The sequence below is a fragment of the Xanthomonas hydrangeae genome, assembly GCF_032697525.1.
GTDB lineage: Bacteria > Pseudomonadota > Gammaproteobacteria > Xanthomonadales > Xanthomonadaceae > Xanthomonas > Xanthomonas hydrangeae.
In genome coordinates this window covers 5,176,871-5,203,098 of record NZ_CP103836.1, presented here as the reverse complement: position 1 = coordinate 5,203,098, position 26,228 = coordinate 5,176,871, and the positions used below count along the sequence as shown (strand labels likewise).

Genomic DNA, 26,228 nt, shown 5'->3' with positions numbered 1-26,228 from the left:
TCATGAGCAATATGAATCGCAACTCATCTGGGGGCTACTTTCAGAAGAATTCTGGTTTCAGCTTGCTGGAATTAATGATTGCAGTCGCGATCGTTGGCATTCTCGCCGCTATAGCAATCAATAGTTATCGATCATCAGTTATCAAATCTCGTCGTTCAGCCGCCGCCGCATGTCTTCAAGAGGGTGCTCAAACCATGGAGCGTTATTACACGATCAATACGACTTATGTTGGTGGAAGTATGGGGGCATGTAGTGCCGACATTGCAAATTTCTATACATTTTCCTCAGGCACGCCCACAGCCACAAGCTTTTCGTTGAGCGCTACGCCAACCTCGAGGCAGAACGACTCGACATGCGGCACGTTAACGGTCAATCAGCTCGGTGTGCGTGCTGCGTCGGGTTCGGGTGGCGCCACCCAATGTTGGTAATGTCTTTTGAGAATCACGTAAATTGATAAAGCTAAAAGGGCGGCCAGGAATTCCAGGCCGCCCTTTATCGTATTCCAGATGCTGGCTACTATGACTTTTACTCTTTGACCATATGTCTGATAACCGAACCGTATTTTCGTCAAAATTCAAGCAAAAAAAAGACCTCTCTAGGAGGTCTTTTTTTATTTTTGGCGCCCGAAGTTGGACTCGAACCAACGACCCCCTGATTAACAGTCAAGTGCTCTAACCGGCTGAGCTATTCGGGCGGGGAGGCAAATTATAGGGAGCGGTGGGGCGTTATGCAACCCCTTGTCTGATAAATTTTTCAGACGGGGCAAGCTTGCTGCGCTGCCGGCAGCAGCGACCTTGGGCGCCCAGCTGTGCTGACGATGACTTGGCCCCTGAGGATGCCGCGACTGCAGATATGAAAGGTCAGGTTGCTGCCAAGTGATCTGCCAAGCGGCCCATAGCGTACTTGTGCACGGCCATCGGTTGTGTAGATCTGGAGTTCCGAAGAAATCTTTGGGGAACTTGTCGAGATGACATCGCTCCTAACGTCAGGGTGTCGATTGCCATCTGAGTCGGAGTAGATCAGCCATCCGCCAGTCCAGTTGCTGTCGCCAAGGCAGGCCAGCGTCGAAGATTTTGGGCAAACAGCGACGGGTCCTCCGCGCGTGACGGACGCTGAGCGGGCCATTGCCAGAGTGGCGCTAAGTTCGAACATGATCGCTCGCACGTGATGCGTTTGGCGAAGCTCAGCAAAGGATGGCCATGCAATGGAGGTAAGCACAGCCAGCAATGCGGTGGTTGCCAAGACTTCCATCAAGCTGATTCCTGAGTGACGCTGTTTCCTCCCCATGCCGTTCGATGCTCCGTCCGTGGACATTTAGCGTCCTGCAAGCGGGCAGGCTGGACGATCAGTCCGCTGCTCGGGCCAGGGTAGGGAAAGCACGAACACGACCATCATCCTGCATCGCTATACTCAGTAGTCGATGTGAGGGCACCGCTCCATGACCGACCGTTTTCAGCTCGTATCCCCGTACTCCCCGGCAGGCGACCAGCCTGCGGCCATCGACAAGCTGGTAGCCAATTTCGAGGCCGGCCTGGCCAAGCAGACCCTGTTGGGCGTGACCGGCTCGGGCAAGACCTACACCATCGCCAACGTGATCCAGCAGGTGCAGAAGCCGACCCTGGTGATGGCGCCGAACAAGACGCTGGCGGCGCAGTTGTACGGCGAGTTCAAGTCGTTCTTTCCGAACAACGCGGTGGAGTACTTCGTCAGCTACTACGACTACTACCAGCCCGAGGCCTATGTGCCGTCGTCGGATACCTTCATCGAGAAGGACAGTTCGATCAACGAGCACATCGAGCAGATGCGGTTGTCCGCCACCAAGACCTTGCTGTCGCGTCGCGATTCGTTGGTGGTGGCTACGGTCTCGGCGATCTACGGTCTGGGCGCGCCGGAAGACTATTTGTCGCTGCGTTTGATCCTGTCGGTGGGCGAGCACATCGATCAGCGCAAGTTGATCCGTCATCTCAGCGATCTGCAGTACACACGCAACGAATTCGAGCTGACGCGCGGCGCGTTCCGCGTGCGTGGCGAGGTGCTCGATGTCTTCCCCGCCGAGTCGGACACTGAGGCATTGCGCATCGAGTTGTTCGACGGCGACATCGAACAGCTGACCTTGTTCGATCCGCTCACCGGCGAGACGCTGCGTAGATTGCAGCGCTACACCGTGTATCCCAAGACGCATTACGCGACCACGCGCGAGCGTACGCTCAGTGCGGTGGATACGATCAAGGACGAGCTCAAGGAGCGGCTGGAGCAGCTGTATTCGCAGAACAAGCTGGTCGAAGCGCAGCGCTTGGCACAGCGCACCCAGTTCGACCTGGAAATGATGGCCGAGGTGGGCTTCTGCAACGGCATCGAAAACTACTCGCGGCATCTCACCGGCAAAGCGCCTGGCGAACCGCCACCGACGTTGTTCGACTACTTGCCGCCGGATGCGCTGCTGGTGATCGACGAGTCGCATGTGACCATTCCGCAGATCGGCGCGATGTACAAGGGCGATCGTTCGCGCAAGGAAACGCTGGTGGAATTCGGCTTCCGTCTTCCTTCGGCGTTGGATAACCGGCCGTTGCGTTTCGAAGAGTGGGAGGCGCGCTCGCCGCGCAGCATCTACGTCTCGGCCACACCGGGTCCATACGAACTGCGTGAGTCTGCAGGCGAGATCACCGAGCTGGTGGTGCGCCCGACCGGCCTGATCGATCCGGTGGTCGAGATACGCCCGGTCGGAACGCAGGTCGACGACCTGATGTCCGAGATCCATGAGCGCATCAAGCTCGGCGATCGTGTATTGGTCACCACGCTGACCAAGCGCATGTCCGAGAACCTCACCGAATACCTGGGCGAACATGGCATTCGGGTGCGCTACCTGCATTCGGACATCGATACTGTTGAGCGGGTGGAGATCATTCGCGATCTGCGCCTTGGCAAATTCGACGTGCTGGTCGGCATCAATCTGCTGCGCGAAGGTCTGGACATGCCGGAAGTGTCGCTGGTGGCGATCCTGGATGCCGACAAGGAGGGCTTCCTGCGTTCGACCGGTTCGTTGATCCAGACGATCGGGCGCGCCGCGCGCAACCTGCGTGGCAAGGCCATCCTGTATGCCGACAAGATGACGCGTTCGATGCAGGCGGCGATCGACGAAACCGACCGTCGTCGCGAGAAGCAGGTCGAGTACAACCTCGAACATGGCATCACGCCGAAATCCGTGCAGCGCCCGATCTCCGACATCATGGAAGGCGCGCGCGAGGATGCCGCCGAGAAGAAAGCCGGCAAGGGTCGTTCGAAGTCACGTCAGATCGCCGAAGACACGGTCGACTACCGCGCGATGGGGCCGGCCCAGATCGCCGGCAAGCTCAAGAGCCTGGAGCAGAAGATGTACCAGCACGCCAAGGATCTGGAATTCGAGGCCGCAGCGCAGATTCGGGACCAGATCCAGAAATTGAAGGCGGCGAGCCTGGCGTAGGGCGGGGCAGGGTGCTCACGTGCAGGGAGGGCTTGTGGCCCGCGAAACCCTGCGCTAGAATGCGCGCCCTGCACAGCGCAATGCTGACGCAGGAAACGGGCGGTTAGCTCAGCGGTAGAGCACTACCTTGACATGGTAGGGGTCACAGGTTCGAACCCTGTACCGCCCACCACTCCAAGTCCGGATGCACGGCGACTTGAGTGGTTTGAACACGATCATCTTGCTGTTATCCCAATATAGCCATCGGCACGCTTCGTGTGCATAGGCTGGTCTGCGGATCTGCCAGCGTGGTTGAAACCGCTTTCTCCATCACACGTCTTGCTTTAGCATCGCTTCCGCGCTGACGAAAGGAGGGCTGGCAATGGACGAGTATCAGCATACCGTGCTGACCAGAGGGGGATACCGTGTCGTGGCAATCACTCGCGAAGAGGTGTACGCGCCTGATGCAGTCGTGGCTTATGCGGTCGTGACAGAGGCGGGGACGCGAATTACGCCAGATCTTTCCCTGGATCAAGCCAAGGTCTGGATCGACTCGCTTGTCGAGAGCGAGAACGGCGGGCGCAAGTCAGATCTGATCGATCACAAGCCGGTTGTCCGCCGCTAGACGGCCGTCGAGATGTAAGCCTAAGGAGTAGGGTCGCGTGTCCAAAGCCAAAGTAATTGCAATCGCCACTGCGGTGACGTTGCTCGTTGGATATACCCTGTCCGGGTATCTGACATTGCTGCTGTTGCGACTCGATACCGGGTTGTATTCCTGGGACACCTACTACCGCTACGTCAGCGCGTTGGGGTTGCCGGAAGTGGCGCCTTACGCGACCAAGATCAAGATGTCGGGCGTCCTCGGTTTTGGTCTGCCGGGGATCGTCTGGGCCATTACGGTTGTGCTTGTGCTCAAGCCAAAGCCACGTGCGCTGCACGGTGACGCGCGCTTTGCCGGAGCCGCAGATCTTTCCAGGCACGGGTTGTTCAAGCCGAGTGGCAACGGCATCGTCGTCGGTAAGTTCAACGGCAAGCTGGTGCGACTGAGCGGGCAGCAATTCGTGATTCTTGCCGCGCCCACGCGCTCCGGCAAGGGCGTTGGTGTGGTCATCCCCAATCTGCTCGAATATCAGGAATCGATCGTTGTACTGGACATCAAGCAGGAAAACTTCGATCTGACCAGTGGCTGGCGCGCCAGTCAGGGGCATGAGGTCTTCCTGTTCAATCCGTTCGCCGAAGATCGCCGAACGCATCGCTGGAACCCGTTGACCTACGTCTCCAACGATCCGGCATTCCGCGTCTCGGATCTGATGAGCATCGCGGCGATGCTGTATCCGGATGGGTCGGACGACCAGAAGTTCTGGGTTAGCCAGGCGCGCAACGCGTTCATGGCTTTCGCGCTGTACCTGTTCGAAAACCAGGATGAGGAACTGTCGCTTGGCTTCCCGGGTGGCGCAGGTGCGCCCACGCTCGGCGGCATTTATCGGCTGTCGTCCGGGGATGGCACAGACCTCAAGAAATATCTGAAGTCGCTCTCAGAGCGCAGGTTCCTCAGCAGCAATGCACGCTCGGCGTTTGCCAACATGCTGTCACAAGCCGATGAGACCTTTGCATCGATCATGGGGACCTTGAAAGAGCCTCTCAATGCATGGATCAACCCCGTGCTGGATGCTGCAACCAGCGCTGACGACTTCATGCTCACCGATCTTCGCAGGAAGAAGATGACCATCTATATCGGCATCCAGCCCAACAAGCTGGCCGAGAGCAGACTCATCATCAACCTGCTTTTCAGCCAGATCATCAACCTCAACACGCGGGAGCTTCCGAAGTCCAATCCGGAGCTGAAATACCAGTGCTTGTTGTTGATGGACGAATTCACCTCGATCGGCAAAGTGGACATCATCGCAACCGCAGTCGCGTACATGGCCGGGTACAACCTCAGGCTGTTGCCGATCATCCAGAGCATGACGCAGTTGGATGCGACATACGGCAAGGATCTATCGCGAACGATCATCACCAACCACGCATTGCAGATCTTGTACGCGCCGCGCGAGCAGCAGGATGCAAACGACTACTCGGAGATGCTGGGTTACACAACCATCAAGAAAAACAACGTCACCCGAGGCAGGGAAACCACCCGAAGCGTCTCTGAAGAGCGGCGTGCGCTGATGTTGCCGCAGGAGCTCAAAGCGATGGGCAACGAGAAGGAGGTCTTCCTGTATGAGGGCATTCCGCATCCGGTGAAGTGTGACAAGATCCGTTACTACGAAGATCGCTATTTCACTGCGCGCCTGCTGCCGAAGACTGAAGTGAAAACGATCGCGATCAAGGTGTGACTGCCGTCACTCAATCTGTACTGGGCAATCCGGGTAATCCTTGACTCATGTGCTTGTTAAGGGCAAAGTTAGGAAGAGTCTGTGGGATTGTAGAGCTTGGTCAAGGGGGCGGCGCCGGATGGGGCCGTACAGGAGTTAAGGCTATGGATGGTTGTTCATTGTGTTCATTTTTATCGACGTCGCGCATTGGTCTCTTCGGTCGGCTTGCCTGCAGCGGGCTGGAAGAGTGCGCGCGATCGATTGGCCTCCCGAAAACTCTTTCCTCCGTCACCACCAGGTGAGCGGAGGCGCTGTGCTGCCCGTCTTACGCCCGAAATTTCATGAGTTGGAGAGGTTCGAGTGAATCCGATGTATTTGTCCAAGCTTTCATTGGTCCTGGTAGCTTCTGTCTTGGTAGGCGCCTGCGCGACCAAGCCTGCTGCTGATTTTGGTGGGCGCTGGAAGCACGTCAATCATTTTGACGAAGCCCCGACCGAGATCCCGCTCTACACCTCCTACACTTATCAGGCGACGCCGATGGACGGCACGCTGAAAACGATGCTGGAGCGATGGGCTGCGGATTCCAATATGCAGTTGTCCTACAACCTGCCGTCGGATTACACCTTGATCGGGCCGGTTTCCACGATAAGCACGACCAGTGTCCAGCAAGCTGCCACCGAACTGAGCGCGGTGTATGCGGCGCAAGGCGTGTCGGTGTCGGTGTCCGCTAACAAGTTGTTGGTGCAGCCCGTCCCCGTGTCGTCTGGAGCCAAGCTCTGAGGGCTGATTGCTGGCTCGATGCGTTCTAAGCATCCAGTCCGCGAAAGCTCTGCCTCCCAAGTGCCCGCGCTGCATGGCGGCAATAGTTTCAGGCCTGACAAGGCCCTACGGTGACGGATCTAGACATGTTGCGTAAGAAGGTCAATGAAAAGGATGGCTCCGCCCAAGTGGGTGCGGCTGTCCAGAAAGCGGTGAACTACGAGGTCAGCATCGCTGATCTCGCACGCCGTAGCGAAAAGCGTGCATGGATCGTGGCCATGCTGTCGATGCTGGTCACCGTGATGACGGCGGGTGGTTACTACTACATGCTGCCTCTGAAAGAAAAAGTGCCGTATCTGGTGATGGCAGATGCGTATTCGGGCACGAGTACCATTGCCAAGCTCGAAGCTAATTATGGGGGGCGCGCGATCAGCACAAGTGAGGCATTGGCTCGCAGCAATATTGCGCGTTTTATCATTGCCCGCGAATCCTATGACGCGTCGACGATCAGCGATCGCGACTGGAATACTGTCGGCGCAATGGCCGCTACGAGCGTACTTTCTGAGTATCGTGCGCTACATGCAGCTAATAATCAGGCTAGACCTTTCCTTGTTTATGGAAGGAATCGTGCAATCCGCATCAGTATCCTGAGTATTACTCTCATCGGTGGCAAGGGTAAGCCTTTCTCGGGTGCGACAGTGCGTTTTCAGCGTAATATCTATGATAAAAGTTCCACAGTCAGCACCTTGTTGGATAACAAGATCGCGACAATGGAGTTTGCTTACCAAGACAATCTTCAAATGAGCGATGAACTGAGGGTGGAAAATCCCTTGGGCTTCAGAGTCACTGATTACCGCGTGGATAACGATTATTCGGCTTTGCCCGCAGTTCCTGCTTCAGGCGCACAAACGCTTCCGGCGACATCTGCACCTGCGCAGTCAGTCCCGACCGCGCAGCCCGGCATGTCTGGAGCGGCAGCTCCGGTCACCCCGGGTGCAATGGCACCTGCTGTGATGCCCGCGCAGCAGGCAGCCTCGATGCCTGCTGGTGTACCGGCTCAGCAACAGATCGCGCCCGCGGCGTATCCAAATCAGGCCCAGCCTACGATCCAATCTCAGGGGACACCGAATAATGTCAATGGAGCGAGTGGTAGATGAATCTCTTTAGCCGATACAGGATGGCGCTACTTGCGTTGCTACCGCTCGCGCTGTGTATGTCATCCGCAACTGCGCAGGTGGTGCAGGAATACGAATACGCACCAGATCGTATCTATCAGGTGCGTACAGGGTTGGGAATCACTACCCAGGTCGAGCTTAGTCCTAACGAAAAGATTCTGGACTACAGCACTGGCTTCACGGGGGGGTGGGAACTGACTCGCCGCGAAAACGTGTTCTATCTTAAGCCCAAGAACGTCGATGTCGATACGAACATGATGATCCGTACGGCAACGCATTCTTATATTCTTGAGCTTAAAGTTGTAGCGACTGATTGGCAGCGTCTTGAGCAGGCGAAACAAGCTGGCGTGCAATACAAGGTCTTGTTTACATATCCAAGGGATACTAGTTTCAATGGTCCTGAGGATGCTGCTGCAGTAAAGGAAGGGCCGCAGCTTAATGCCAAAATTTTGAAGGATCGCCGTTATTACTACGATTATGATTATTCCACGCGTACTAAAAAGTCTTGGCTTGTCCCAAGTCGGGTATATGATGACGGAAAGTTCACCTATATTAATATGGACCTGACCCGTTTCCCGACAGGCAATTTTCCTGCGGTCTTTGGTCGTGAAAAAGAGCATGGTGAAGACTTTCTGGTCAATACCACGGTCGAAGGGAATACATTAGTTGTGCATGGTACCTATCCGTTCCTGGTGGTTCGCCATGGCAGCAATGTCGTAGGTCTGCGAAGGAATAAGCAAAAGTGAATTCAAACACGCCAAATAATCCTGATGAGCGCATTCCCGGACGTGATGAGCAGTCACGCGCGGAACATGACGAGCGCGACAGTAATCCGTATTTCGCGCGTCAGAGAGCAACGGAGAATCCGGATCTCGACGCCAATGAGCCCGTGCTGCATTCCAACGACATCAAGCGACTTAACCGGAAAGCCTTGATATTTTTGGCTGGTATTGCAGCATTATTGATCCTTGCCATTTTCTGGTTGGTTTCACGTAGCTCAGAAAAGCCGGAGACAGTTAAACCGCGCGCCGAGACCGTCGTCGCGCCAGCGTTGCCACAAAATCTCACTTCATCCGTCGATCCTGATCCGGTACCACTTGTACAGCAACAGAATTCGCTGCCATTACCCGTTGCGCCACCTGACTATAGCGAAGATCGTGTCGTGGCGCCTGAGCGAGAGCGCGGTCCAAGTTTATTGGAGCGTCGTATTCTTGCTGAGCAGGCTGCTGGGCAAGGTTCACAGGGTGGCGGTGGTCCACTAGGCGCGCAGATGCCAGCTGACCAAGATGATGCTCAAGCTACCTTGGCTAAGCCAATCAGCAATCCGGACGGACTCTTGGTTCGTGGGACGTATATCCGATGCATATTGGAGACCCGAATCATCAGTGATTTTGACGGATTCACCTCCTGCATCGTGACCGAGCCGGTGTATTCGATCAATGGCCATAATCTGCTCTTGCCAAAGGGCTCAAAGATGCTCGGCCAATATGCCGCAAAGGAGCCAACCTCTCCGAGAATGCAGGTGGTTTGGGACCGCATTACGACTCCAACTGGTATTGACGTGAAGTTGGAAGGTCCTGGTATCGACAACCTCGGTAGCGCGGGTCATCCTGGTCAGTACAATGCACACTGGGGCAATAAAATTGCTTCTGCTTTATTTATCAGTATGCTTAGCGATGCTTTCAAATATGCTGCTGCAGAATACGGTCCGGAAACGACAACGGTCGGAGTAAGTAGCGGCATTATTACTCAGCAGCCATTTGAAAGTAATACTGCTCGCAGTGTTCAGGACATCGCAGAGCAGGCGGTGGCGAAATCAGGCCGCCGCCCCTCAACTGTGACGATCAATCAGGGCACAGTATTGAACGTCTATGTAGCAAAAGATGTTGATTTCACAGCGGTTCTGCCAAAGTGAACGAACGAGTTGTCACGACGATTGAGGATTCTCCACTTGCGCGGATTTCTAACGATTTCCTTGATTACCAGTACTCGGTGCTAGGTATTCTCGACTATCTGAATTCCCCGGAAGTGACCGAGATATGCATCAATCGTCCTGGCGAGATTTACCTTGAGACCATTAATGGTTGGCAACGTATAGATGTTCCATCGTTAACTTTTGATCGGGCCAGGCAGTTTTGTACAGCGGTTGTTAATGAAAGCAACACCGGGCAGCGCATCACCGATGCCGATCCGGTGGTGTCGCTGACATTTCCAACTGGTCAACGTGCGCAGTTTGTTATTCCTCCAGCCTGCGATGCGGGAAAAGTCTCGATTACGATTCGTTTGCCGTCCAAGCACACCAAGACCCTCGAGCAGTACACAAGCGATGGGTTTTTCGACCAAGTGCTTGAGCAGGCGGCCGACGTCAGCGACCACGACCGCGAACTACTTGAGTTGCGCCGCAATAAGGAGTACTCCGAATTCTTCAAGAGGTCGGTGCTTTATAAGAAAAATGTGGTCGTGGCTGGTGCTACCGGTAGCGGCAAGACTACCTTCATGAAGGCTTTAGTGAACCACATTCCAAACGAGGAGCGTCTGGTCACCATCGAAGATGCCCGCGAGCTATTCATCAGTCAGCCTAATTCGGTGCATCTGCTGTACTCAAAGGGTGGACAAAGTGCAAGTAATGTGACTGCCAAGAGCTGCATGGAAGCATGCCTCCGCATGAAGCCCGATCGCATTATCCTGGCTGAGTTGCGTGGCGATGAATCGTTTTACTTCATTCGCAATTGCGCGTCTGGCCATCCTGGTTCGATCACCAGCTGCCATGCCGGCAGCGTGGAGCAGACCTGGGACCAGCTCGCGCTGATGGTGAAGGCTTCTAATGAGGGTTCCGGCCTGGAGTTCGAGGTGATCAAGAGGCTATTACGCATGACGATTGATATCGTTGTGCATATCAAAGCGCACGCCGGGCGTCGTTTTATCACTGGGATTGATTTTGATCCCGCAAGAACCCTGCGAGGCGGCTAACCGGCCGCTAGCGATTGATGTCAATCGAATTGGAGAAGACCACAATGCTGCCTGGCATGGAACTTATGGGGTGCACTGGACTAGCTGTCCCTGGTGAAGTAATGCAGCACGTTGTACGTGTTGAGTCTTCACGAAACCCCTATGCAATTGGCGTAGTCGGTGGCAGGCTAGTGCGTGAACCGCGTGGTCTTGAGGAAGCTGTGGCTACAGCGAGAATGTTGGAGCAGAAGGGCTACAATTTCTCCCTCGGCTTGGGCCAGGTCAATCGCTACAATTTGACAAAGTATGGACTGACCAGCTACGAAATGGCTTTCGCTAAGTGTCCTAACTTGATAGCTGCGTCCAAAATTCTGGCTGAGTGTCATTCTCGTTCAGGTGCAAACTGGGGGAAATCGTTCAGTTGCTACTACTCCGGTAATTTCGAAACTGGGTTCAAGCACGGTTACGTGCAAAAGATTTACGCGTCTATCCGCCAGTCTGTGGCTGCCGCAGGCCGTGCCGAGCCGATAGGAGTTATTCCTAATCGTCCGATCAAGATACGTAGTGAGAATTCTGCTCACCAAGTTGCTGCTAGACTAGCAGATGCTATTGTCTCACGCCGGATTCAGGACATGGCGAGGCCTGCGCAAAATGAAGTGCAGCGCCAAACACAAGTTGAAAATGTTCCTTCCGTCCCTGCTACTCAACATCCGATGACATCTTTCCCGCCTTCTGCCGAAAGCGATCTTTACGTCATACGTGCAACGGGGCAGGGGCGCGGCGTTGCTGTGCCTGCTACGGGAAGACCTGCATCTGAGATTTCAGCTACTCAAGCCACCCCATCTAGGGAACCCACGCCACCGCGACAGGTTCCGGTGGATAGTGCCTTTGTGTTTTAACAAGGATGAAAAATTGCCATCGGATGGCTGAGAGCCCCCCTGTCCAAGGAGATAGATCATGAAATCAGTAAATAAGAAGCAGTTGGTCGCCGACGCCAAGATGGTCGGTATTCAGGCCTTGAAGGCTTTGGTTTTCACTTCGGCCCTGCTGGTAGCTGGTGGTGCAGGTGCTCAAGTCGGCGATCTGGCCAAGACCGATGAAAAGGTTTGTGGTTTCCTGGATAATATCAATACGTTGCTTACCATGGGTTCCGTGGCTGTTGTGACGATTGCGGTGATCGTTGCAGGCTATCAGATTGCATTTGCCCACAAGCGCATTTCTGAGGTCTCGCCGATTCTCATCGGCGGTGTGTTGATTGGAGCTGCAGGCCAGATTGCTAACTTGGTAATTGGCAAGCGTGATAGCCAGTGCACGGGTGAATCGGCAATGGCCTTATTGCAGGCGCTTCATCACTATGCATAAAGATGTGTTATTTCGTGGGTGCACTCGCCCAGCGATGTTTTTGGGGGTTCCCTATATCCCATTCTTCATCGGTGCTGGCGGTGGCCTGATGATGGGCATGTACCTCAATTTATGGTACCTGCTGACCATCCCCGTGTTCATCTTCATCATGCAGCAGATGGCCAAACGGGACGAGATGATTTTCAGATTGCTAGGGTTGCGATGGTTGTTTCGAATGCGTGTTCGTAATTTACAGCGCTATTCTGGAATGTGGGTATTCAGTCCTAACGAATATCGCAAGGTGCCTCCTGGAAAACGTCAGTGATCACCTGAGTCCGATTGACCAGCCCCATGCACGTAAGTTGCATGGGGCTGGTGCTTATTCGATTGTGCGATATCACGCTTCCTTCTTTAAATTGGTAAGACCATGTTTAGTCCAGATAGTCCGATCAGTGAATTCGTCTCAATTTCGACGCACGTGGCACCGTCTGTCCTAAAGACGACTGGCGGCGACTATCTATTGATTTGGCATCTTGCAGGTCTTCCCTTCGTAGGGCGTGACGAATTCGAGCTGGAGCAGCGCCACAACACTTTCAATCGCCTGCTACAGACATTGCGTGCTCCCGACTTCGCCAACGTAGCGTTCTGGGTGCACGATGTGCGTCGGCGTCGGAGAATCGGTAATGCCAGTCGCTTCAAGCAGTCCTTCAACCAAGCGCTATCGGATGAATATTATGCTGCATTGTCTTCACAAAAGATCATGCAGAACGAGTTGTACTTCAGCATGATCTATCGGCCAGTGGTTACTGGCCGTCGCCTGGTCGAAAAGTCTGGCGATCCGGAGCGAATCCGGTTGGAGGAGGAACAGGCCATAGCGAAGATGATCGAATTGGCCACCAATGTGGAGGCTGTGCTGAAGGATTATTCGCCTTATCGGCTAGGCATGTATGAAGCCAAGAATGGCATAGTGTTTTCCGAGACACTGGAGTTCCTTGGCTACTTGCTCAACCGTATCGATGAGCCAGTTCCGGTTTTGCAAGCGCCCGTGCAGGCTTATCTTCCGGTCAGTAAGCACATGTTCGCCAATAAAACTGGCGACTTTGTCATCCGTACGCCCGATGGTATCAATCATTTTGGTGCAATTCTCAATGTCAAAGAATACGCTGATGGAACCTATCCAGGCATCCTCAATGGTCTGAAGTATCTGGATTTTGAGTATGTTGTGACCCACTCCTTTAGCCCAGTCGGTCGCCATGATGCACTGAAAGTGCTTGAGCGCACAAAGGGTATGATGATTTCGTCGGGCGATAAGTCGTCCAGTCAGATCCGTGATTTAGATGTTGCGATGGACGACGTGGCCTCGGGCAATTTTGTGCTTGGCGAGTACCACTTCACGATCGCGGTGTACGCGGATAGCCAGGAGAAACTGGCCCGGCAGATTGCGACTACCCGTGCCGAGCTATCTAACGCCGGGTTCGTTTCATCTAAAGAAGACCTGGCAGTAGCGTCGTCATTTTATGCGCAGCTACCAGGCAACTGGCGCTTCCGCACGCGGATCGCCAACCTGAGTTCGCTCAACTTTCTGGGCCTGTCGCCGCTGCATAACTTCGCCCAGGGCAAGCAGCACAACAATCCATGGGGCGATTGTGTGACTACGTTGCAAACCACCAATGGTCAGCCGTATTACTTCAATTTCCACGCCACCCACCCTGCGGAGAACTCTCTCGGTGAGAAGGCAATTGCCAACACGATGGTGATTGGTAAGTCTGGTACAGGTAAAACCGCACTGATCAATTTTCTGTTGAGCCAAGTGCAGAAGTTCGATCCAATTCCGACCATCTTCTTCTTCGACAAGGATCGTGGAGCGGAGATTTTCGTGCGCGCCTGCGGTGGTAATTATCTGGCGCTGGAAAACGGTGCGCCGACAGGCTTCAATCCGTTTCAATGCGAGCGCAATGAAGCTAATACGCAGTTTCTGGCCGAGTTAATCAAGGTACTTGGCGGAAAACCCGAATACAGCTCGCGCGAAGAAGAGGATATTTACCGCGCGGTAGAGGGTATGTTGGACACGCCGATGCAACTGCGCAGCATGAGCAACTTCCGCAAAAGCCTGCCCAACATGGGCGATGACGGGCTGTACGCTCGTCTGCGTCGCTGGACTGCCGGCAACTCACTGGGTTGGGTGTTCGACAACCCGGTGGACACCATTGATCTGACACGAGCCTCGATCATTGGCTTTGACTATACTGACGTGATCGACAACGCCGAAGTGCGTGTGCCGGTGATCAATTACCTGTTGCATCGTCTGGAAGCGCTGATCGACGGGCGTCCGCTGATTTACGTGATGGATGAGTTCTGGAAGATCCTGGACGGCAAGGGCGGTTTGAAGGAATTCGCCAAGAACAAGCAAAAAACCATCCGTAAGCAGAATGGCTTGGGTATTTTCGCTACACAAAGCCCGGAAGATGCTCTAGCCAGCGACATTGCCGCGGCGCTGATTGAGCAGACCGCGACCATGATCCTGCTGCCCAATCCCAGCGCCAGCCGTGACGACTATATGGAAGGGTTAAAGCTCACTGACGCCGAGTACCAGGTGGTGGTGTCGCTGGACGAGCGCTCGCGCTGCTTCCTGGTCAAGCAAGGCCATGCTTCGGCGGTGTGCCAACTCAACTTGCGGGGCCTGGACGACGCGCTGTCAGTGATTTCTTCGTCGACCGATAACATCGAAATCATGCATGAAATCCTGTCGCGTAAGGCGGGCCAGCTAGGCGTAAGCGTGGATCAGCTGACACCGGAGCAGTGGTTGGAAGACTTTTATGCCAACCGTAAGGGGTCGGGCAAACGCAAACGCGCCAAAGACACTGACCTTGGGGATCACGCATAACTTCGGTTTTTAAGTGTGATGGTTGAGGGTGCATCACGGGCTGGCGTTATACGTAGAGGCGTTACCCGATGACTGTTGCCACAGAAGCCGCCCTCAGCACTACGTCCTATTAAGAGCGGCTAACAAAACTACTGCGCAGCCGCCATGCGGGCGCGGTTGGTGCTCGGAATGGACATCTACCACTCGTACACTCCGGTTCTGAGCGCGCCGCCCGCACCCACCTGACGAACGCTCGTTGCGTTTTGTTGGCCGCTCTAACCACTATATTCAAGGTACCGACAAATATTTACAGGTTCTCTAGTCAAAGCGCTTGAAGTTAAAGGGCTTCTCGAGGTTGCATCTAGGATCGCCCTGCAGTATTGCGACTCATGATTGAGCCTCTAAGGCTTCTCTCTGAGCTCATGGTGACGCTTCTGAATGCGATGAATACGCATGCACGGATGCGTTGGGACGCTGCTACACCATTACGCTAATGCATCTGTTTTGGCACGTCTTGCTGCGTCTGATGGTCATGCTGGGCATTGGCAGGACAGGCGGCCGGCCTCATGCCATGCGCCTGCCAGCCCCGTGCCGCCGCGCGCAACGCCGCGCTGATTGGTTTACCATTCGCTTCCAAGACCCCTTGCGAGAAGGTGGCCCGCGCTCCGCGCCGGCCCAGCGTGCGACATGAGCACTACCACTGCCCACTGCTGATTCCGGCCGCGCCAGTTCGCACGGCGCCCGCACGGGGTTTTTCTGCACTATCTCTACGCTGCATCCCTATCCGAGCCTGTCCCGCAACGGGCAGATCTCCCTTGCAGCCGTCGCGCTGCAGCCAGCACAGACCTCATTCTTGCCCATGATCAACATCACGCTCCCCGACGGCAGCCGCCGCGAATTCGAATCCCCCGTCTCGGTGATGCAGGTCGCCCAGTCGATCGGCGCCGGCCTGGCCAAGGCCACCATCGCCGGCCAGGTCGACGGCCAGCTGGTCGATGCCAGCGACGTCATCGACCATGATGCCAGCCTGCGCATCATCACCGCCAAGGACGCCGAAGGCGTGGAGATCATCCGCCACTCCTGCGCGCACTTGGTCGGGCATGCGGTCAAGCAGCTGTATCCGGAGGTCAAGATGGTGATCGGCCCGGTCATCGCCGAAGGCTTCTACTACGACATCTACAGCGAGCGCCCGTTCACGCCGGACGACATGGCCGCGATCGAGCAGCGCATGCAGGAGCTGATCGCGCAGGACTACGACGTGATCAAGAAGGTCACCCCGCGTGCCGAGGTGATCGAGGTGTTCGCCCAGCGCGGCGAGGAGTACAAGCTGCGCCTGATCGAGGACATGTCCGCCGACATCACCGCGATGGGCCTGTACTACCACCAGGAATACGTGGACATGTGCCGCGGCCCGCACGTGCCCAACACGCGCTTCCTCAAGGCTTTCAAGCTGACCCGTATTTCCGGCGCCTACTGGCGCGGCGATGCCAAGAACGAGCAGCTGCAGCGCATCTACGGCACCGCCTGGGCCGACAAGAAGCAGCTGGACGCCTACATCCTGCGCATGGAAGAAGCCGACAAGCGCGACCATCGCCGCATCGGCAAGCAGCAGGACCTGTTCCATCTGCAGGAAGAGGCGCCGGGCCTGGTGTTCTGGCACCCCAAGGGCTGGTCGCTGTGGCAGGTGGTCGAGCAATACATGCGAAAGGTCTACCGCGACAGCGGCTACGGCGAGGTGCGCTGCCCGCAGATCCTGGATGTGTCGCTGTGGCAGAAATCCGGCCACTGGGACAACTACCAGGACGCGATGTTCTTCACCGAATCGGAGAAGCGCACCTACGCGGTCAAACCGATGAACTGCCCCGGCCACGTGCAGGTGTTCAACCAGGGTCTGCACAGCTACCGCGACCTGCCGATCCGCTACGGCGAGTTCGGTGCCTGCCACCGCAACGAGCCGTCCGGCGCGCTGCACGGCATCCTGCGCGTGCGCGGCTTCACCCAGGACGACGGGCACGTGTTCTGCCTGGAATCGCAGATCGAAGCCGAAGTCACCGCGTTCCACCAGCAGGCGCTGGCGGTCTACACCGCGTTCGGCTTCGACGACATCGAGATCAAGATCGCGCTGCGTCCGGAAAAGCGCCTGGGCGACGATGTCACCTGGGACAAGGCCGAAGCCGCGCTGCGCAGCGCGTTGGGCGTGTGCGGGGTGGAGTGGCAGGAGCTGCCGGGCGAGGGCGCCTTCTACGGTCCCAAGATCGAATACCACCTCAAGGACGCCATTGGCCGCACCTGGCAGCTGGGCACCATGCAGGTCGATTTCATGATGCCCGGCCGCCTTGGCGCCGAGTATGTGGATGAGCACAGCCAGAAAAAGCACCCGGTCATGCTGCACCGGGCGATCGTCGGTTCGATGGAGCGTTTCATCGGCATTTTGATCGAACACCACGCCGGTGCCTTCCCCTCCTGGCTCGCCCCGGTCCAGGTCGTTGTCGCAAATATCACCGATGCCCAGGCAGACTATGTGGACTCAGTTCGGAAAACCCTTGCAAATCAAGGCTTCCGTGTAAACGCCGATTTGCGTAACGAGAAGATCGGATATAAGATTCGCGAGCATACGCTGCAACGCGTGCCCTATCTGCTCGTGGTCGGTGACCGCGAGAAGGAAAATGGCGCGGTCGCTGTGCGGACACGTTCGGGAGAAGACCTCGGGACCATGACGGTCTCGGCCTTCGTCGAACGTCTGCAGGCAGAGCAGGCAGCGTGAGCCAACCCCGGCCGGTCTGGATGATCCGGATGCGCCGGTTCGATTCCCCTGGGAGATTGCAATATCAGTACCCCTGACAACAAACAGAACCGCAAGAACCAAGAAATCCGCGTGCCGCGCGTCCGCGTGATCGGCAGCGACGGAGAGATGGTCGGCGTGTTGTCGCGCGACGAAGCGCTCGCCAAGGCCGAGGAAGAAGGCCTGGATCTGGTCGAAATCCAGCCGCAGGCCGATCCGCCGGTCTGCAAGATCATGGATTTCGGCAAGTTCAAGTTCGAGCAGCAGAAAAAGGCCAATGAGGCCAAGAAGAAGACCAAGCAGGTCGAGATCAAGGAACTCAAGTTCCGTCCGGTCACGGACGAGGGCGACTACCAGATCAAGCTGCGCAACATGCGCCGCTTCCTGGAAGAGGGCGACAAGGTCAAGGTCAACATCCGCTTCCGTGGCCGTGAAATGAGCCACCAGGAGCTGGGGCGCGAGATGGCGTCGCGGATCGAGGCCGACCTGGGCGACGACATCGTCATCGAGTCGCGTCCGCGCCTGGAAGGGCGGCAGATGGTCATGATGATCGCGCCCAAGAAGAAGATCTGATCCCGCGTTGCGGCCGGCCCCGGCGGGGTCGGTCGCAGTGCAGATAGCAGCGATTTGCAAGAATTCCCGGCAACGGGTAGACTGCGCGGCCCGGTTTTACCGTGGCGCCGCGCAAGCGGTACAGGACCTGTCCGGATCGTGTTCGATCAAGGACTTACAAGCAGGCAAGGGCAAGGATGGAAAGCGTGGTCGCAAGACTGCCGCCCGGGTCAGTGACAAAACACCATCAAGGACATTGCAATGCCCAAGATTAAGACCAACCGGGCGGCGGCCAAGCGTTTCCGCAAGACCGCCTCCGGCAAGTACAAGTGCGGCCACGCAAACCGTAGCCATATCCTCACGAAGAAAGCGACCAAGCGGAAGCGCAACTTGCGGCAGACGAACCACGTCCGCGCCGAGGATGCAGGCCGTCTCGATCGTATGCTTCCCTATCTCTGAGGACTGAACCATGGCACGAGTAAAGCGTGGTGTGCAGGCGCGCCGCCGCCACAAGAAAATTCTGAACCTGGCGAAGGGCTACTACAACGCCCGTCGTAAGGTCTTCCGCGTTGCCAAGCAGGCGGTCATCAAGGCTCAGCAGTACGCCTACATTGGCCGTAAGCAGAAGAAGCGCGTGTTCCGTGCGCTTTGGATCACCCGCATCAACGCGGCTGCGCGCATCAATGGTCTGAGCTACAGCCGTTTCATGAACGGCATGCTCAAGGCTGGTATTACCCTGGACCGCAAGGTGCTGGCTGATATCGCCGTGCACGACGCCGCCGGCTTTGCCGCGCTGGCTGAGAAGGCAAAGGGCGCGCTGGCGGCGTAAATGCAGGTCCCTCTGCAAGAGCCCGCACATCCATGTGCGGACTTTTGAAAGGGTAGTTTCTCGCAGGGGCTTGCACATTCGTGTACAGGCCTCCGGCGAGGGCAAGCAGATATGCAGGGGGAAGGGCGCGAGTCCTTCCCCTTTTGCGTTTTTAGATGGCCGGCATTGCTGACTGGATGCCGGACAAGTCCAGATTTGAGTGGCAATGCGTTCCGGTGCATCCGGAAACACCGTTCGGTTGACGCAGTTGAGGCGCGAGTGCAATGAGTGAGATTCAATCCCTGACCGAGCGCGCGCTGGCCGATGTCGCCGCCGCACAGACGCCTGACCAACTGGAGGCGCTGCGCGTCGCATTGCTGGGCAAGAGCGGCAGCATCACCGCCCAGCTCAAGCAGCTCGGCACGCTGCCGGCCGATCAGCGCAAGGCCGCCGGCGAAGCGATCAACCTGTCGCGCGATGCGCTGACCGCCGCGCTGTCAGAGCGCAAGCACACGCTGGAAAACGCTGCGCTGGACGCACGTCTGGCAGGCGAGCGCATCGATGTCACCTTGCCGGGTCGTCGCAGCGAGCGCGGTGGATTGCATCCGGTCACGCGCACGCTTGAGCGCATCGTCGAGATCTTTGCGCGCCTGGGCTATGAGCTGTCCGACGGGCCTGAGATCGAGGACGACTGGCATAACTTCGAGGCCCTGAATTTCCCGCCGCACCATCCGGCACGCGCGATGCACGACACGTTCTATTTCGGCGATGGCCGCCTGTTGCGCACCCATACCTCCGGTGTGCAGGTGCGTTACATGGATGCGCACAAGCCGCCGCTGCGCATGATCGCGGCCGGCAAGGTGTATCGCTCCGATTCGGACCAGACCCATTCGCCGATGTTCCATCAGGTCGAAGGCCTGCTGGTGGACGAGCATTCCAACTTCGCCGACCTCAAGGGCACCTTGTCCGAGTTCGTGCGTGCGTTCTTCGAGCGCGATTTCGAAATGCGTTTCCGCCCCAGCTATTTCCCGTTCGTGGAGCCGGGTGCGGAAGTGGACATCGCCTGGCAGCAGCCCGACGGCAGCACGCGCTGGCTGGAAGTGCTGGGCTGCGGCATGGTGCACCCGAACGTGCTGCGCAGCGTCGGCATCGATCCGGAGCGCTATACCGGCTTCGCGTTCGGCCTGGGCGTGGAGCGCTTTGCGATGCTGCGCTATGGCGTCAACGACCTGCGCGCGTTCTTCGAGAACGATGTGCGTTTCCTCAGGCAGTTCGCCTGACGGCGGGGAATCGGGAATTGGGAATGGGGAATCGCTGGAGCCACTTGCTCTTTGGATTCCGTTCCCCAGGCCCGACGCCCCCGCTTTTGCGATTCCCCATTCTCCATTTCCGATTCCCGGCCCCTCATGAAATTCTCTGAAAATTGGCTGCGCAGCCACGTTCCCATCCAGGCCAGCTGCGACGAACTTGCCGCGACGCTGACGGCGATCGGTCTGGAGGTCGAAGAGGTCGAAGAGGTCACGCCATTGGGCGAGGCCCTGGGTCAAGTTGTGGTGGCGCGCATCGTCGAGGCGGTGGGTCATCCGGAGGCCGATCGTCTGCAGGTCTGCAGCGTCGACGCAGGGCAGGGCGAGTTGCTGCAGATCGTGTGTGGCGCGCCCAATGCGCGTGCCGGTCTGGTGGCGCCGTTGGCGCTGGTCGGTGCGCAGATCGGTGCGCTGACCATTACCGCGGCCAAGCTGCGCGGTGTGGCGTCCAACGGCATGTTGTGTTCGGCCAAGGAGCTGGGTCTGGACAGCGACGCGTCCGGCCTGTTCGAGCTGCCGGACGATGCGCCGGTGGGTCAGGCCTTGGCCGAGTATCTGGGGCTGCCCGATGCCAGCATCGAGATCAAGCTCACGCCCAATCGCGCCGATTGCTTCAGCGTGCGCGGCATCGCCTTCGATGTGGCCGCAGCCTGCGCCAGCGAGGTGGTGGCCTTCGATGCGGGCGCGGTGGCGCCGGTGTCGACGCGTACCTTGTCAGTGGAGCTGGATGCCGGCAGCGAGGCGCCGCGTTACTGCGGTCGCGTGATCGAAGGCATCGACCCGGCGGCAAAAACGCCGGTGTGGTTGGCCGAGCGCCTGCGTCGCTGTGGCGTGCGGCCGGTCTCGCTGCTGGTGGATATCACCCAGTACGTGATGCTGGAGCTCGGTCAGCCGATGCATGCGTTCGACCTGGACACGCTGCAGGGGCCGATCGGTGTGCGGCGTTCGCGCAGCGGCGAGCAGCTGGCATTGCTGGATGGACGGCAGGTCACGCTGGACGACAGCTTCCTGACCATCACCGATGCCGACCGCCCGGTCGCATTGGCCGGTCTGATGGGTGGGCTGGACACGCGCGTCACCGAGGCCACGCGCAACGTATTTCTGGAATCGGCGTACTTCGATCCGGCCGCGATCATGGGCCGTGGCCGCAAGCTCGGGTTGCATACCGATGCAGGCCATCGCTTCGAGCGTGGTGTGGATCCGGCATTGCCGCCACAGGCGATCGAAGTGGCGACGCGGTTGGTGCTGGAACTGGCCGGTGGCGTGCCCGGCCCGGTCGTACATGCGCAATTGCCGCAGCATCTGCCGCAGCCTGCACGCATCCTGCTGCGGCGTGCGCGGATCGCGCGCGTGCTGGGCATCCAGATCGACGATGCCGAGGTTGTGCGCATTCTGACCGCGCTCGGCATGCAGCTCGACGCGGTGGCCGAAGGTTGGCAGGTGATGGCGCCGAGCCGTCGCTTCGATATCGCCATCGAAGAAGATCTGATCGAAGAGCTGGCGCGTATCCACGGCTACGACCGTGTGCCGACCACGCTGCCCGGTGGCGCAAGCCGGATCGCGATGCCGAGCGAAACCCAGCTGGACGAACTCAGCGTGCGTCGCCAGCTGGTGGCGCGCGAGCTGCAGGAAACCATCAACTACGCCTTTGTCGATGCGAACCTGTTGGAGCGCTGGCAGCTGACCGATGGTCTGGTGCCGTTGGCGAACCCGCTCAGTGCGGAACTTGCAATCATGCGTCCGCGCTTGTTGCCGGGCCTTGTGGCGACGCTGGGCCGCAACGCCGCCCGCCAGGCCGGGCGGGTGCGCCTGTTCGAGCTGGGCAAGGTATTCACAGCGTCTGCCGATACCGGTGCCGCACCGCAGGAAGCTCAGCACGTCGCCGCAGCGGTCTGTGGCGATGCCTTGGCGCTGCAGTGGGGCGAGTCTGCACGCAAGGTGGACTTCCACGATCTGAAGGGCGATCTGGTGGCGCTGGCCGCGGCGAGTGGCGCGGTGCTGGATTTCCAGCCGTCCACGCAGGCATTCGGGCATCCGGGACGGTCGGCCGATATCCATCGCGACGGCGTGCGCATCGGCTGGATCGGGCAGGTGCATCCGCGTCTTGCCAAGCAGCTGGAGATCGACGTGGACGTGATCGCGTTCGAGCTGCAGCTGGCGCCGCTGGTGCAGCGTGCGCTGCCGCGGGCCGGTGAGCTGTCGCGGTTCCCCTCGGTGCGTCGCGATCTGGCCTTCCTGGTGCCGGAAGAGGTGAGCTGGGCGGCGCTGTCTGCCAGTGTGCGCACCACGGTTGGCCCGTTGTTGCGCGAGGTGCAGCTGTTCGACCGCTATGTCGGGCAGGGGGTCGAGCCAGGTTTCAAGAGTCTGGCTATGGGCTTGATTTTGCAGGATAACTCGCGCACTCTCACCGACCGGGACGTCGATGCAGTCGTTGCCGATGTGGTGGCCGTGATCGAGCGCGAGCACCGCGCCCGGATTCGGAGTTGAGGCGGTAACCAGGGGATTGGCATGGCATTGACGAAAGCGGAGATGGCCGAACGTCTGTTCGACGAGGTCGGTCTGAACAAGCGCGAGGCAAAGGAATTTGTCGACGCCTTCTTCGATGTGCTGCGCGATGCGCTGGAGCAGGGCCGTCAGGTGAAGTTGTCCGGTTTCGGCAACTTCGATCTGCGGCGCAAGAATCAACGGCCCGGTCGCAATCCCAAGACTGGCGAGGAAATTCCGATTTCGGCCCGCACGGTGGTGACCTTCCGTCCAGGCCAGAAGCTCAAGGAGCGGGTGGAGGCTTATGCTGGATCCGGGCAGTAATCGCGAGCTACCGCCGATCCCGGCCAAGCGCTACTTCACCATCGGCGAGGTCAGCGAGTTGTGCGATGTCAAACCGCATGTGCTGCGCTATTGGGAAACCGAATTTCCGAGCCTGGAGCCGGTCAAGCGGCGCGGCAACCGGCGCTACTACCAGCGTCATGACGTGTTGATGGTGCGGCAGATCCGCGGCCTGCTGTACGAACAGGGCTACACCATCGGTGGCGCACGTCTGCGCCTGGAAGGCGATGGCGCCAAGAGCGAGTCGGCGTTGAGCAACCAGATCATCAAGCAGGTGCGCATGGAGCTGGAAGAAGTGTTGCAACTGCTGCGCCGCTAGGAAATTGTGTCGCAAAGCCGCTATAATCGCAGGCCGTCCTCGCGACGGGGCGCAGCATCTTCGGGGTATAGCGCAGCCTGGTAGCGCACTAGTCTGGGGGACTAGTGGTCGTCGGTTCAAATCCGGCTACCCCGACCAAACACTGAGCCCATGTCTTCTGGACATGGGCTTTTTTGTTGCGGCGCAGCATGTGGATTCGGGGCTTCGTGGATAGGTGCTGCATATGCAGAACGGCATAGTGCGCTGCAGCAGGAAAAGGGCCGAAGAGCCCGCTTTACACGGTCCCGCCTGCTATGGACCTGGATCACAGAGCAGTGCTAAGTATCCGAAAATGCTCCAAATCATTAGCGTGTGATTAGTAACTGGATCACGTTTTGTTAACGTCGCAACGACGAACTTGAATCAATAGGCCAACGCCGTCAAAAAAATGGCGTGCAGCGTCTTGCGATGTTTTCTTTCTATGCCATAGTGCAGTGCAACACGTCACACCTGTCGTGATCCCGATGTCATGCGGGATGAATTTCTCTGTCGTACGTTCGTGCTGGCGTGTTGGCCGGTTGAATGCTGCGCGGGTTCCTGTCCCACCACTCAAGGCAGCCAGCTACACGCATGAAAAGACTGATCGAACGATTCTGCCAAGGCCTCAGCCTGGCGTTGATCTGCTCGATGACACTGGGCGCTTGCAGCACCGGTCCGAAGATGGCGGACTCTCTGCCGCTCCCGGATCCGCTTGCGATGTCCGCAGTGCAGCCAGAGTATCGACTGGCGCCGGGCGACTTGCTGTTGGTCAAGGTGTTTCAAGTCGATGATCTGGAGCGGCAGGTCCGCATCGATCAGAACGGTCACATCTCGCTGCCACTGATCGGCGATGTCAAGGCCACCGGCCTGGGCGTTGGCGAACTGGAAAAACTGGTCGCAGAACGCTACGCCGCCGGATATCTGCAGCAGCCGCAAGTGTCGGTGTTCGTGGAGGAATCCAACGGCCGCCGGGTCACGGTGACTGGTGCGGTGGACGCGCCCGGGATCTACCCGGTGATCGGCTCCAACCTGACCTTGCAGCAAGCGATTGCGCAGGCAAAGGGTGTCAGTACGGTGGCCAGCCGCGGCAATGTCATTGTCTTCCGCATCGTCAATGGGCAAAAAATGATCGCTAGATTCGACCTGACCGAGATCGAGAAGGGTACCAATCCCGACCCGGAGATCTACGGCGGCGACATCGTTGTGGTGTATCGCTCGGACGCACGCATCTGGCTGCGCACCATGCTTGAACTGACCCCCTTGGTAATGGTGTGGCGCGCTTACCGATGAGTATGAATTCCGAAAATCGTTCCTCTTCTTCTCATCGTCACGGCCATCTCGAGCTGGCGGATGTGGGTTTGCTCGACTACTGGCGTGCGCTGGTCTCGCAGCGCTGGTTGATCATCGGGGTCACGCTGTTCGCAGTGCTGCTGGCCTTCGGCATCACGCTGTTGATGCCGGAGAAGTACCGCGCTACCAGCACGCTGCAGATCGAGCGTGACTCGCTCAACGTGGTGAACGTCGACAATCTGATGCCGGTGGAGTCGCCGCAGGATCGCGATTTCTACCAGACCCAGTACCAGTTGCTGCAGAGCCGTTCGTTGGCGCGTGCAGTGATCCGCGAAGCCAAGCTGGATCAGGAGACGGCGTTCAAGGCGCAGGTCGACGAGGCACTGGAGAAGGCTGCGGCCAAGAATCCGGAAGCCGGCAAGTCGGTCGATTCGCGCCAGGCGATCGTCGAGCGCACCTTGACCGACACCTTGCTGGCCGGATTGGTGGTCGAGCCGATCCTCAATTCGCGCCTGGTCTACGTCAACTACGACTCGCCGGATCCGGTGCTGGCCGCCAAGATCGCCAACACCTATACCAAGGTCTTCATCGTCAGCACGCAAGAGCGCCGGATGAACGCGTCCTCGTTCGCGACCAAGTTCCTCTCCGAACGTCTGGAGCAGTTGCGCGGCAAGGTTGAAGACTCGGAAAAGACGCTGGTCTCTTATTCGACCCAAGAGCAGATCGTGTCGATGGGCGATGACAAGCCATCGCTTGCGGCGCAGAACCTAGGCGATCTCAACGCAATGCTCGCCTCTGCACAGGACACGCGCATCAAGGCCGAAGCAGCATGGCGTCAGGTCAGCGCTGGCGACAGCATGTCGTTGCCGCAGGTGCTGGGCAATCCGTTGATCCAGAGCCTGCGCGGTGAGCAGATCCGCTTGAACACCGAGTACCAGCAGAAGCTATCGACCTTCAAGCCGGACTATCCGGAAATGCGGCGCCTGAAGGCGCAGATCGAAGAGTCGCGCCGTCAGATCACCGGCGAGGTCATCAACATCCGTCAATCGTTGAAGGCGGCCTACGACGCCTCTGTGCAGCAGGAGCGTTTGCTCAACGAACGCATTGCCGGTCTGCGCAGCAACGAGCTGGATCTGCAGAGTCGCAGCATCCAATACAACATGCTCAAGCGCGACGTCGATACCAACCGTCAGCTCTACGATGCGCTCCTGCAGCGTTACAAGGAGATCGGTGTTGCAAGCAACGTGGGCGCCAACAACGTGACCATCGTCGATACCGCAGACGTGCCTACGTCGAAGACTTCACCGAAACTCAAATTGAACCTCGCCTTAGGCTTCATCTTTGGCGTATTCCTTGGTGTGGCTGTGGCCCTGGTGCGCTACTTTCTGCGAGGCAATGGGCCGGAGACGCGGTTGAACTGACATCGTGATGTTGCAAAACGGTGGTTAATTTAAGTGACAACTGATTCAGCGTGGAAAAAGGCGG

23 protein-coding genes, 3 tRNA genes, 1 other RNA gene and 1 pseudogene are annotated in these 26,228 nt (G+C 57.9%); 26 read left to right on the top strand and 2 right to left on the bottom strand.

What is annotated here, in order from left to right; all coding sequences use genetic code 11:
- The first annotated feature begins 2 nt into the window (after positions 1–2).
- Positions 3–428: a type IV pilin protein gene (locus tag NYR97_RS21975; RefSeq protein ID WP_316695785.1), complete on the top strand. Its 426-nt coding sequence runs from the start codon at positions 3–5 to the stop codon at positions 426–428.
- A 189-nt stretch (positions 429–617) separates the two neighbouring features.
- On the opposite strand, the gene NYR97_RS21970 is transcribed toward NYR97_RS21975, so the two are convergent.
- Together NYR97_RS21970 and NYR97_RS21965 are read right to left on the bottom strand one after the other, a co-directional pair.
- Positions 618–694, bottom strand: a tRNA-Asn gene (locus tag NYR97_RS21970).
- A gap of 59 nt (positions 695–753) precedes the next feature.
- A complete protein-coding gene (locus NYR97_RS21965; protein WP_275424271.1) occupies positions 754–1,152 on the bottom strand; it encodes a GspH/FimT family protein in 399 nt (132 codons plus the stop codon).
- 286 nt (positions 1,153–1,438) lie between these two features.
- On the opposite strand from NYR97_RS21965, the gene uvrB reads away from it, so the two are divergent.
- From uvrB to NYR97_RS21840, 25 genes and pseudogenes are all read left to right on the top strand, one after another.
- Positions 1,439–3,460, top strand: coding sequence for an excinuclease ABC subunit UvrB (gene uvrB / locus NYR97_RS21960; protein ID WP_316695784.1), 2,022 nt, complete (start codon positions 1,439–1,441; stop codon positions 3,458–3,460).
- 97 nt (positions 3,461–3,557) lie between these two features.
- Positions 3,558–3,632: transfer RNA gene (locus NYR97_RS21955), tRNA-Val, on the top strand.
- Between the two features lie 189 nt (positions 3,633–3,821).
- Positions 3,822–4,064 carry a hypothetical protein gene (locus NYR97_RS21950; protein ID WP_205394392.1) on the top strand — a complete coding sequence of 81 codons (243 nt, stop codon included), beginning with the start codon at positions 3,822–3,824 and terminating at the stop codon, positions 4,062–4,064.
- A 37-nt stretch (positions 4,065–4,101) separates the two neighbouring features.
- A complete protein-coding gene (locus tag NYR97_RS21945) occupies positions 4,102–5,775 on the top strand; it encodes a type IV secretory system conjugative DNA transfer family protein (RefSeq protein WP_316695782.1) in 1,674 nt (557 codons plus the stop codon).
- A 348-nt stretch (positions 5,776–6,123) separates the two neighbouring features.
- On the top strand, positions 6,124–6,534 hold the full coding sequence (locus NYR97_RS21940; RefSeq protein ID WP_055827836.1) for a TcpQ domain-containing protein: 411 nt from the start codon (positions 6,124–6,126) through the stop codon (positions 6,532–6,534).
- A 125-nt stretch (positions 6,535–6,659) separates the two neighbouring features.
- Positions 6,660–7,670 (top strand): VirB8 family type IV secretion system protein, encoded by a 1,011-nt coding sequence (locus NYR97_RS21935; RefSeq protein WP_205394394.1) that lies wholly within the window; start codon positions 6,660–6,662, stop codon positions 7,668–7,670.
- Positions 7,667–8,434, top strand: coding sequence for a TrbG/VirB9 family P-type conjugative transfer protein (locus NYR97_RS21930; RefSeq protein WP_205394395.1), 768 nt, complete (start codon positions 7,667–7,669; stop codon positions 8,432–8,434). The genes NYR97_RS21935 and NYR97_RS21930 overlap by 4 nt, the downstream gene beginning before the upstream one ends.
- Complete coding sequence (locus NYR97_RS21925; protein WP_205394396.1) at positions 8,431–9,603, top strand: TraB/TrbI/VirB10 family type IV secretion system protein; 1,173 nt, start codon at positions 8,431–8,433, stop codon at positions 9,601–9,603. Before NYR97_RS21930 ends, NYR97_RS21925 begins: the two co-directional genes overlap by 4 nt.
- On the top strand, positions 9,600–10,658 hold the full coding sequence (gene virB11 / locus NYR97_RS21920; protein ID WP_205394397.1) for a P-type DNA transfer ATPase VirB11: 1,059 nt from the start codon (positions 9,600–9,602) through the stop codon (positions 10,656–10,658). The genes NYR97_RS21925 and virB11 overlap by 4 nt, the downstream gene beginning before the upstream one ends.
- 56 nt (positions 10,659–10,714) lie before the next feature.
- A pseudogene (locus NYR97_RS21915) lies at positions 10,715–11,276 on the top strand (lytic transglycosylase domain-containing protein); the annotation flags it as partial.
- Between the two features lie 318 nt (positions 11,277–11,594).
- Entirely contained in the window at positions 11,595–11,999 is a 405-nt protein-coding gene (locus NYR97_RS21910) for a TrbC/VirB2 family protein (protein WP_104551018.1), read from the top strand.
- Positions 11,992–12,303, top strand: coding sequence for a VirB3 family type IV secretion system protein (locus NYR97_RS21905; protein ID WP_104551019.1), 312 nt, complete (start codon positions 11,992–11,994; stop codon positions 12,301–12,303). Before NYR97_RS21910 ends, NYR97_RS21905 begins: the two co-directional genes overlap by 8 nt.
- A gap of 102 nt (positions 12,304–12,405) precedes the next feature.
- Entirely contained in the window at positions 12,406–14,862 is a 2,457-nt protein-coding gene (locus NYR97_RS21900; protein WP_316695776.1) for a VirB4 family type IV secretion/conjugal transfer ATPase, read from the top strand.
- 174 nt (positions 14,863–15,036) lie between these two features.
- Positions 15,037–15,113: non-coding RNA, sX9 sRNA (locus NYR97_RS21895), on the top strand.
- 587 nt (positions 15,114–15,700) lie between these two features.
- Entirely contained in the window at positions 15,701–17,605 is a 1,905-nt protein-coding gene (gene thrS / locus NYR97_RS21890; protein WP_205394399.1) for a threonine--tRNA ligase, read from the top strand.
- 48 nt (positions 17,606–17,653) lie between these two features.
- Entirely contained in the window at positions 17,654–18,196 is a 543-nt protein-coding gene (infC, locus tag NYR97_RS21885) for a translation initiation factor IF-3 (RefSeq protein ID WP_080591364.1), read from the top strand.
- A gap of 240 nt (positions 18,197–18,436) precedes the next feature.
- Positions 18,437–18,634, top strand: coding sequence for a 50S ribosomal protein L35 (gene rpmI, locus NYR97_RS21880; protein ID WP_002811096.1), 198 nt, complete (start codon positions 18,437–18,439; stop codon positions 18,632–18,634).
- A 10-nt stretch (positions 18,635–18,644) separates the two neighbouring features.
- A complete protein-coding gene (rplT, locus tag NYR97_RS21875; RefSeq protein ID WP_006449140.1) occupies positions 18,645–19,004 on the top strand; it encodes a 50S ribosomal protein L20 in 360 nt (119 codons plus the stop codon).
- A gap of 263 nt (positions 19,005–19,267) precedes the next feature.
- Positions 19,268–20,263 carry a phenylalanine--tRNA ligase subunit alpha gene (gene pheS, locus NYR97_RS21870; protein ID WP_016903312.1) on the top strand — a complete coding sequence of 332 codons (996 nt, stop codon included), beginning with the start codon at positions 19,268–19,270 and terminating at the stop codon, positions 20,261–20,263.
- A gap of 126 nt (positions 20,264–20,389) precedes the next feature.
- Complete coding sequence (gene pheT / locus NYR97_RS21865) at positions 20,390–22,777, top strand: phenylalanine--tRNA ligase subunit beta (RefSeq protein ID WP_316695774.1); 2,388 nt, start codon at positions 20,390–20,392, stop codon at positions 22,775–22,777.
- Positions 22,778–22,798: 21 nt separating this feature from the next.
- On the top strand, positions 22,799–23,098 hold the full coding sequence (locus tag NYR97_RS21860) for an integration host factor subunit alpha (protein ID WP_002811076.1): 300 nt from the start codon (positions 22,799–22,801) through the stop codon (positions 23,096–23,098).
- Entirely contained in the window at positions 23,079–23,435 is a 357-nt protein-coding gene (locus NYR97_RS21855; protein WP_005995911.1) for a MerR family transcriptional regulator, read from the top strand. The genes NYR97_RS21860 and NYR97_RS21855 overlap by 20 nt, the downstream gene beginning before the upstream one ends.
- Before the next feature lie 61 nt (positions 23,436–23,496).
- Positions 23,497–23,573 (top strand) — tRNA-Pro (locus tag NYR97_RS21850).
- Between the two features lie 471 nt (positions 23,574–24,044).
- Positions 24,045–24,743, top strand: coding sequence for a polysaccharide biosynthesis/export family protein (locus tag NYR97_RS21845; protein WP_205394811.1), 699 nt, complete (start codon positions 24,045–24,047; stop codon positions 24,741–24,743).
- Positions 24,725–26,164, top strand: coding sequence for a GumC family protein (locus NYR97_RS21840; RefSeq protein WP_316695772.1), 1,440 nt, complete (start codon positions 24,725–24,727; stop codon positions 26,162–26,164). Before NYR97_RS21845 ends, NYR97_RS21840 begins: the two co-directional genes overlap by 19 nt.
- Positions 26,165–26,228 lie beyond the last annotated feature (64 nt).